The organism is Caldisericum sp. (genome assembly GCA_022759145.1).
In the GTDB taxonomy this organism is placed as follows: domain Bacteria; phylum Caldisericota; class Caldisericia; order Caldisericales; family Caldisericaceae; genus Caldisericum.
In genome coordinates this window covers 1-5,125 of sequence record JAEMPV010000010.1, presented here as the reverse complement: position 1 = coordinate 5,125, position 5,125 = coordinate 1, and the positions used below count along the sequence as shown (strand labels likewise).

The 5,125-nt window shown below is 36.8% G+C and carries 7 protein-coding genes; 6 read left to right on the top strand and 1 reads right to left on the bottom strand.

The window, feature by feature from the left end:
* Nucleotides 1-62 precede the first annotated feature (62 nt).
* Genes rplU through nadD form a run of 4 tightly spaced genes read left to right on the top strand, consistent with a single transcriptional unit; the run spans nucleotide 63 to nucleotide 2,513 of the window.
* The gene (gene rplU / locus JHC30_00470; GenBank protein MCI4462634.1) at nucleotides 63-383 is read left to right on the top strand and encodes a 50S ribosomal protein L21; all 321 of its coding nucleotides are present in this window, start codon (nucleotides 63-65) and stop codon (nucleotides 381-383) included.
* 1 nt (nucleotide 384) lies between these two features.
* Nucleotides 385-636 (top strand): 50S ribosomal protein L27, encoded by a 252-nt coding sequence (gene rpmA, locus JHC30_00465; protein ID MCI4462633.1) that lies wholly within the window; start codon nucleotides 385-387, stop codon nucleotides 634-636.
* A complete protein-coding gene (gene obgE, locus JHC30_00460) occupies nucleotides 623-1,909 on the top strand; it encodes a GTPase ObgE (GenBank protein MCI4462632.1) in 1,287 nt (428 codons plus the stop codon). Before rpmA ends, obgE begins: the two co-directional genes overlap by 14 nt.
* Nucleotides 1,875-2,513, top strand: a complete 639-nt coding sequence (gene nadD / locus JHC30_00455; GenBank protein MCI4462631.1) for a nicotinate (nicotinamide) nucleotide adenylyltransferase — start codon at nucleotides 1,875-1,877, stop codon at nucleotides 2,511-2,513. The genes obgE and nadD overlap by 35 nt, the downstream gene beginning before the upstream one ends.
* On the opposite strand, the gene JHC30_00450 is transcribed toward nadD, so the two are convergent.
* Nucleotides 2,486-3,424, bottom strand: a complete 939-nt coding sequence (locus JHC30_00450; protein MCI4462630.1) for a DUF1722 domain-containing protein — start codon at nucleotides 3,422-3,424, stop codon at nucleotides 2,486-2,488. The genes nadD and JHC30_00450 overlap by 28 nt on opposite strands.
* Before the next feature lie 87 nt (nucleotides 3,425-3,511).
* Here JHC30_00450 and JHC30_00445 point away from each other — a divergent pair, with 87 nt between their 5' ends.
* Nucleotides 3,512-3,751 carry a hypothetical protein gene (locus tag JHC30_00445; GenBank protein MCI4462629.1) on the top strand — a complete coding sequence of 80 codons (240 nt, stop codon included), beginning with the start codon at nucleotides 3,512-3,514 and terminating at the stop codon, nucleotides 3,749-3,751.
* A gap of 40 nt (nucleotides 3,752-3,791) precedes the next feature.
* Nucleotides 3,792-5,125: deoxyribodipyrimidine photo-lyase (locus JHC30_00440; GenBank protein ID MCI4462628.1), on the top strand; the 1,334-nt coding region annotated here is incomplete at its 3' end.

The window sequence follows — 5,125 nt, the reverse complement described above, 5'->3', positions numbered from 1 at the left end:
GATTGTAGATAACTACTTACGGAAGGTTCCCCCAGTACCTTCTGTAGTGGAAGGAGGTTACTATGGAAGCAATTATTAAAACTGGCGGTCACCAGTACAGGGTTAAAGAAGGTGACACAATTAAGGTGCAAAAAATAGAAGGCGAAAAAGGCACCAAAGTAAAATTTGACGAAGTGCTCCTTCTTAAAGACGGAGAAAAAGTTGTCGTTGGAAGCCCGAAAGTCGAGAATGCCTATGTAGAAGGCACTATTAAAGAGCAGGGCAGAGAGAAAAAGATTATAGTCTTTTTCTACAGACACAAGACAAGGAATAAGAAGAAACAGGGACACAGACAACCCTACACACTTGTAACTATTGAGAAAATTGTAGGGGAGGTAAACTAACATGGGCAAGAAGAGAAGCAAAGTAAACGGCAGAGACTCCAATCCAAAATATCTTGGAGTTAAATTATTTGACGGGCAATTTGCAAAGGCAGGTAATATCATTGTAAGACAGAGAGGCGAGAAGATTAAGCCTGGCAAGAATGTCGGTGTTGGTTCTGACTATACGCTTTTTGCTCTTAAGGATGGAATTATCAAATTTACAAAGACAAGAAAGTACACAAAGGTTGATGTTTTAGAGAGTGAAACCGCTTAAGAAGTCGCTTATTGACCACGCTTATATAAGGGTACGCTCAGGTAAAGGCGGAGACGGCGCAATAAGTTTTAGAAGAGAAAAGTTTATACCAAAAGGCGGTCCTGATGGAGGGGACGGAGGTAAAGGCGGAGATGTTATCATTAAAGCCAACAAAAACCTCACAACCCTCCAAAAATTTTTATATCAGAAGCATTTCTTTGCTGAAAATGGTGAAAATGGTGGTGGTCGTCTCAAGCACGGGAAGAACGGCGACGACCTTATTATAGAAGTTCCCGTTGGCACGACGATAATTGATAGAGAATCAGGTAAAGTAATAGCCGAACTCAACAAGGATGGCGAATCAGTAGTTGTTGCAAAAGGTGGAAAAGGTGGCAGAGGTAACAAGGCTTTTACCACTTCAACCGAAAGAGCGCCACGCTATTCAGAAAAAGGTGGTCCCTATGAAGAGAAAGACCTCGAGCTTATCCTGAAGGTTATCTCGGATGTTGGCATTGTTGGGTTTCCTAATGCTGGGAAATCCACATTCATTTCAAAGGTGAGCAATGCACATCCAGAAATTGCATCTTATCCTTTTACAACTCTTTCTCCAAAGATAGGCGTTGTTAAACTTGACGAAATGAGGTCATTTACAATTGCAGATTTACCCGGGCTTATTGAAGGTGCATCCTCTGGAAAAGGCTTGGGCAACCAATTTTTGTCTCACATTGAGAAAACAAAAGTTCTTATGTTCCTTATTGATGGCTCGGATAGAAAGAATATTAAAAAGGCATACAAAATTCTTCTTAAGGAACTTGGAAACTATAAAGAAGAACTTCTAAAGAAAAAAAGGATAATAGTAATAAATAAAATCGATACCTGGAAAGTAAAGAGAACAAAAGAGTTAAAAGACTTCTTTAGTAGAGTAAACGAGGAAGTGTACTTCATCTCTGCACTAAACGGAACAGGAGTTAAAGAAGTTCTCGAAAGGCTATATGAACTTGTGAAGGAAACGCACGAGGAAGAAAACAAAGCCGAAGTTAGTGAGAAAGAGTTTACGCTTGACCGCACAAAAGAAATTATTATAGAAAAAGTTGACGAGCATACATTCAAGGTAAGCAATCCTGAACTTGAAAGGCACGCTGAACTTACCGATTTTAATAGGTCTGGTTCCGTAAATGAACTTTTAAGATACTTTGATAAGATTGACCTTGATAAGAAATTAAAGAAACACGGCATAAAGGAAGGAGATAGAGTTATCATTGGAAGCAAGTCCTTCATCTACCACGAAGATTAGAATTGGTCTTTATGGTGGTGCCTATAACCCAATTCATATAGGTCATCTCTTTGTTGCAAAAGAGGCAATAAATCTCTTTAACCTTGAAAAAGTTATTTTTGTCCCAACGGGTAACCCCGTATTTAGAAAGTTAGATCTTCTTGACAAGGACATCCGCCTCAGCCTTGTGAAGATGGCAATAAAAGATGAGCCTCGTTTTGAGGTATCAGATTTTGAGGTAAAAAGAGCCGAGCCATCTTACTACATTGATACCTTAAAACATTTTAAAACTGACGAAGTTGAGATATTCTCTATTATAGGAGAAGATGCATTCTTAAAAATTACCCTCTGGAAAGACTATGAGGAAATTTTGAGAAATTCGTACTTTATTGTCGCAAAGAGGTTAAACGATGACTTTTCTACACTCAGAGAATTTATCACAGAAAATCTAAATGGCTTTAAAGATAAAATATTTACATTAAGCCACCCCCTCTTTTGTGTCTCATCTACTTTAATTCGTGACAGGATAAAGCAGGGTCTAAGCGTATCTTACCTTGTTCCAAAAGAAGTTGAATTGGAAATTGTAAGAAACGGATACTATAAGCGCCTCAACTCTTTTGGATAGGGATTAAAATACCTCTGTTTCATAAGATATTCTTCTTCAAACCTTATTGCAAAACCTAAAATAAGTTCAATTGGAGTATAGATATCGACATTTCCTTTTGTAAAATCTTCAATAACATCTAAAAAGTGCGCTTTTTCTTTTGCGCCTAACTTATCCTTAAAATATCCGAATGCGTGAAGCAAGGTGTTAACATGTGCGGAAACTTTTGGCTTTTTGTTGAACGAACTTTTGAAGATCTCAGAATATTTGTTGTAAGTGTCTTGTAAATCATTTTCCTTGAGGTTTGAAACGATTTTTCCAAGGATGCGCAAGTTAGTCTGGTTGTAAGTTGTAAGCATAAGTTTATATCTTGAGTGAAATTCTATGAGGTTTGCCTTGGTGAGGTTTTCCTTTAGAGACCTTAAATCTGCAAAGGAAAATATTTTTGTAAGGAATTGGTCTCTTATGCCTCTGTCAATAAGGCGTTTTTCGCTTTCTATGGGATAATTTTTAAATGTTTCTAAAACCACCCTTGCAAATATGCCAGAAGTTTTGCCTACTGGTTCTTTTCCCTCGTAATCTTTATAGTAATTTGTATCTTTTACTCCGCAACTTGGGGATTTTGCCTTTAAAATAAATCCGTCAACTTCTTTTAAATTGACTAAAAATTCTTTGCTAAAGGTGACCATCTTATCTGTTAAATCTATTTTTGTTTTTGGCTGGATAAGTTTATCCGGGTCGTTTTTTACAATTATTATAGGGTCTCTTGGAATTGGAAGTCCAATCGCAACTTCAGGGCAAACGGGGATGTATTCTACAAATTTTCCTAAAAGTTCAGCAAAGTCATTCTTTATGATGCCTCCATTATAACGAGTTGCTTCCAAATTGATGCATTTGCTTAAAACAACTTTTGGTTTTGCAAAATTCTCCATAAAAATCTCCTAAAAAGTCAAATATTTTTCTTTAAAAACTATTGCATTTTTTTATTTTATTATAAAATAAAGTTAAAGGAGGTAAAAATGGCTTGCAAGAAGAAGACAACCGAAAGTAGTGTAGAAGCAAAAAAGGCTGAAGAAAAGAAGGTAGTTGAGGCTCCGAAGAAAGAAGAGGCAAAGAAGGCACCCGCCAAAAAAGAAACCGTAAAGAAAGAGGCGCCAAAGAAGGAATCTGCTAAGAAAGAAGCTACAAAGAAAGAAACTCCCAAGAAGGAAGAAAAGAAAACCGTAAAGAAAACAACAACTAAGAAGAAAGAAAAGTAGTTTAGAAATTGGGGGGGGCTTAGTCCCCCCTGAATGAAAAATGAATAGAATCAAAGTTTTAAAAGATATAGATATTAATCCCTCTGGTAAATTCGTGCTTTATTGGATGCAATCCTCACAGAGGGTGAGTTATAATTTGTCTCTTTACGAAGCGATAAATATTGCAAACGAAATTAGAAAACCGCTTGTTGTATTTTTTGTGATTAATGAGAATTTCCCATATGCAAGTAGAAGGCATTTTCTCTTTATGCTCGAGGGTTTAAAAGATGTTTACGAAGACCTTCACAAACTTAACATAAAGTTTGTGGTGCACATTGGAGATCCCGTAAAGCATGTTCTCGAATTCTCAAAGAACGCATCAGTTTTAGTTATGGATGTTGGATACACAAAAGTAGTTTCCGAGTGGAGAAAAAATATCCTTGAAGAAATAAAAACAAGGGTTATATCTGTTGAGGATAATGTTGTTGTCCCAGTTCAAGTTGCATCTAATAAAGAAGAGTATGGTGCCTATACAATAAGACGGAAAATCCAAAAGCATCTTCCAGATTACCTTGTTCATTACGATATGCCTCGTATTTCATTTCCTCAATGCAGGGAAATTTTACTCTCATTTGATGTTCGTAACCCAGAAAATGCAGTTAACCATCTTCACTTAAAATATTTTGTTAGTGAGTCAATGTATTTTAAGGGTGGATATCATGAAGCAAGGAGAAGGCTTGAAGATTTTGTCCAGAATAAACTCCCGCAGTATGTTGAAAATAAGAACGACTTTACAAAAGATTTTACCTCAAATTTAAGCCCATATCTTCACTTCGGGCAGATCTCCCCTGTTGAAGTTGCGCAATTGGTCTTAGAAAGTAGTGCAGAAACTTATGAGAAGGAAGCGTTTCTTGATGAGTTGATTATAAGAAGGGAACTTTCTTTTAATTTTGTTTTTTACAATCCACGGTACGATCGGCTTGAAGGGCTCCAAAAGTGGGCTTACGAAACACTTGAAAAACATAAATTTGATGAAAAGCCTTATAGATATTCGCTTTCACAGTTGGAAAACGGACTTACCCATGATGCGCTTTTTAACGCCTCAATGAAAGAACTTGTAAAAACCGGCAAGATGCATGGTTATCTTAGAATGTACTGGGGGAAGAAGATAATAGAGTGGAGCGAATCCCCAGAAATTGCATTTAAATATCTTGAGGAATTAAATAATAAATATGCTCTTGATGGGCGTGACCCAAATTCCTACGCAGGAATAGCCTGGTGTTTTGGAAAACACGATCGCCCCTTCAAAGAACGCCCAATATTTGGCAAAGTAAGGTATATGAGTGAAAAATCAATTTACAAGAAGTTTGATGTCAAAAAATACATAGAAAAAGT

What these genes read in the sequence shown, in the direction of transcription:
- JHC30_00450 (MCI4462630.1), bottom strand. Translation starts at nt 3,424, where the DNA reads ATGGAGAATTTTGCAAAACCAAAAGTTGTTTTAAGCAAATGCATCAAT.
- JHC30_00445 (MCI4462629.1), top strand. Translation starts at nt 3,512, where the DNA reads ATGGCTTGCAAGAAGAAGACAACCGAAAGTAGTGTAGAAGCAAAAAAG.
- rplU (MCI4462634.1), top strand. Translation starts at nt 63, where the DNA reads ATGGAAGCAATTATTAAAACTGGCGGTCACCAGTACAGGGTTAAAGAA.
- rpmA (MCI4462633.1), top strand. Translation starts at nt 385, where the DNA reads ATGGGCAAGAAGAGAAGCAAAGTAAACGGCAGAGACTCCAATCCAAAA.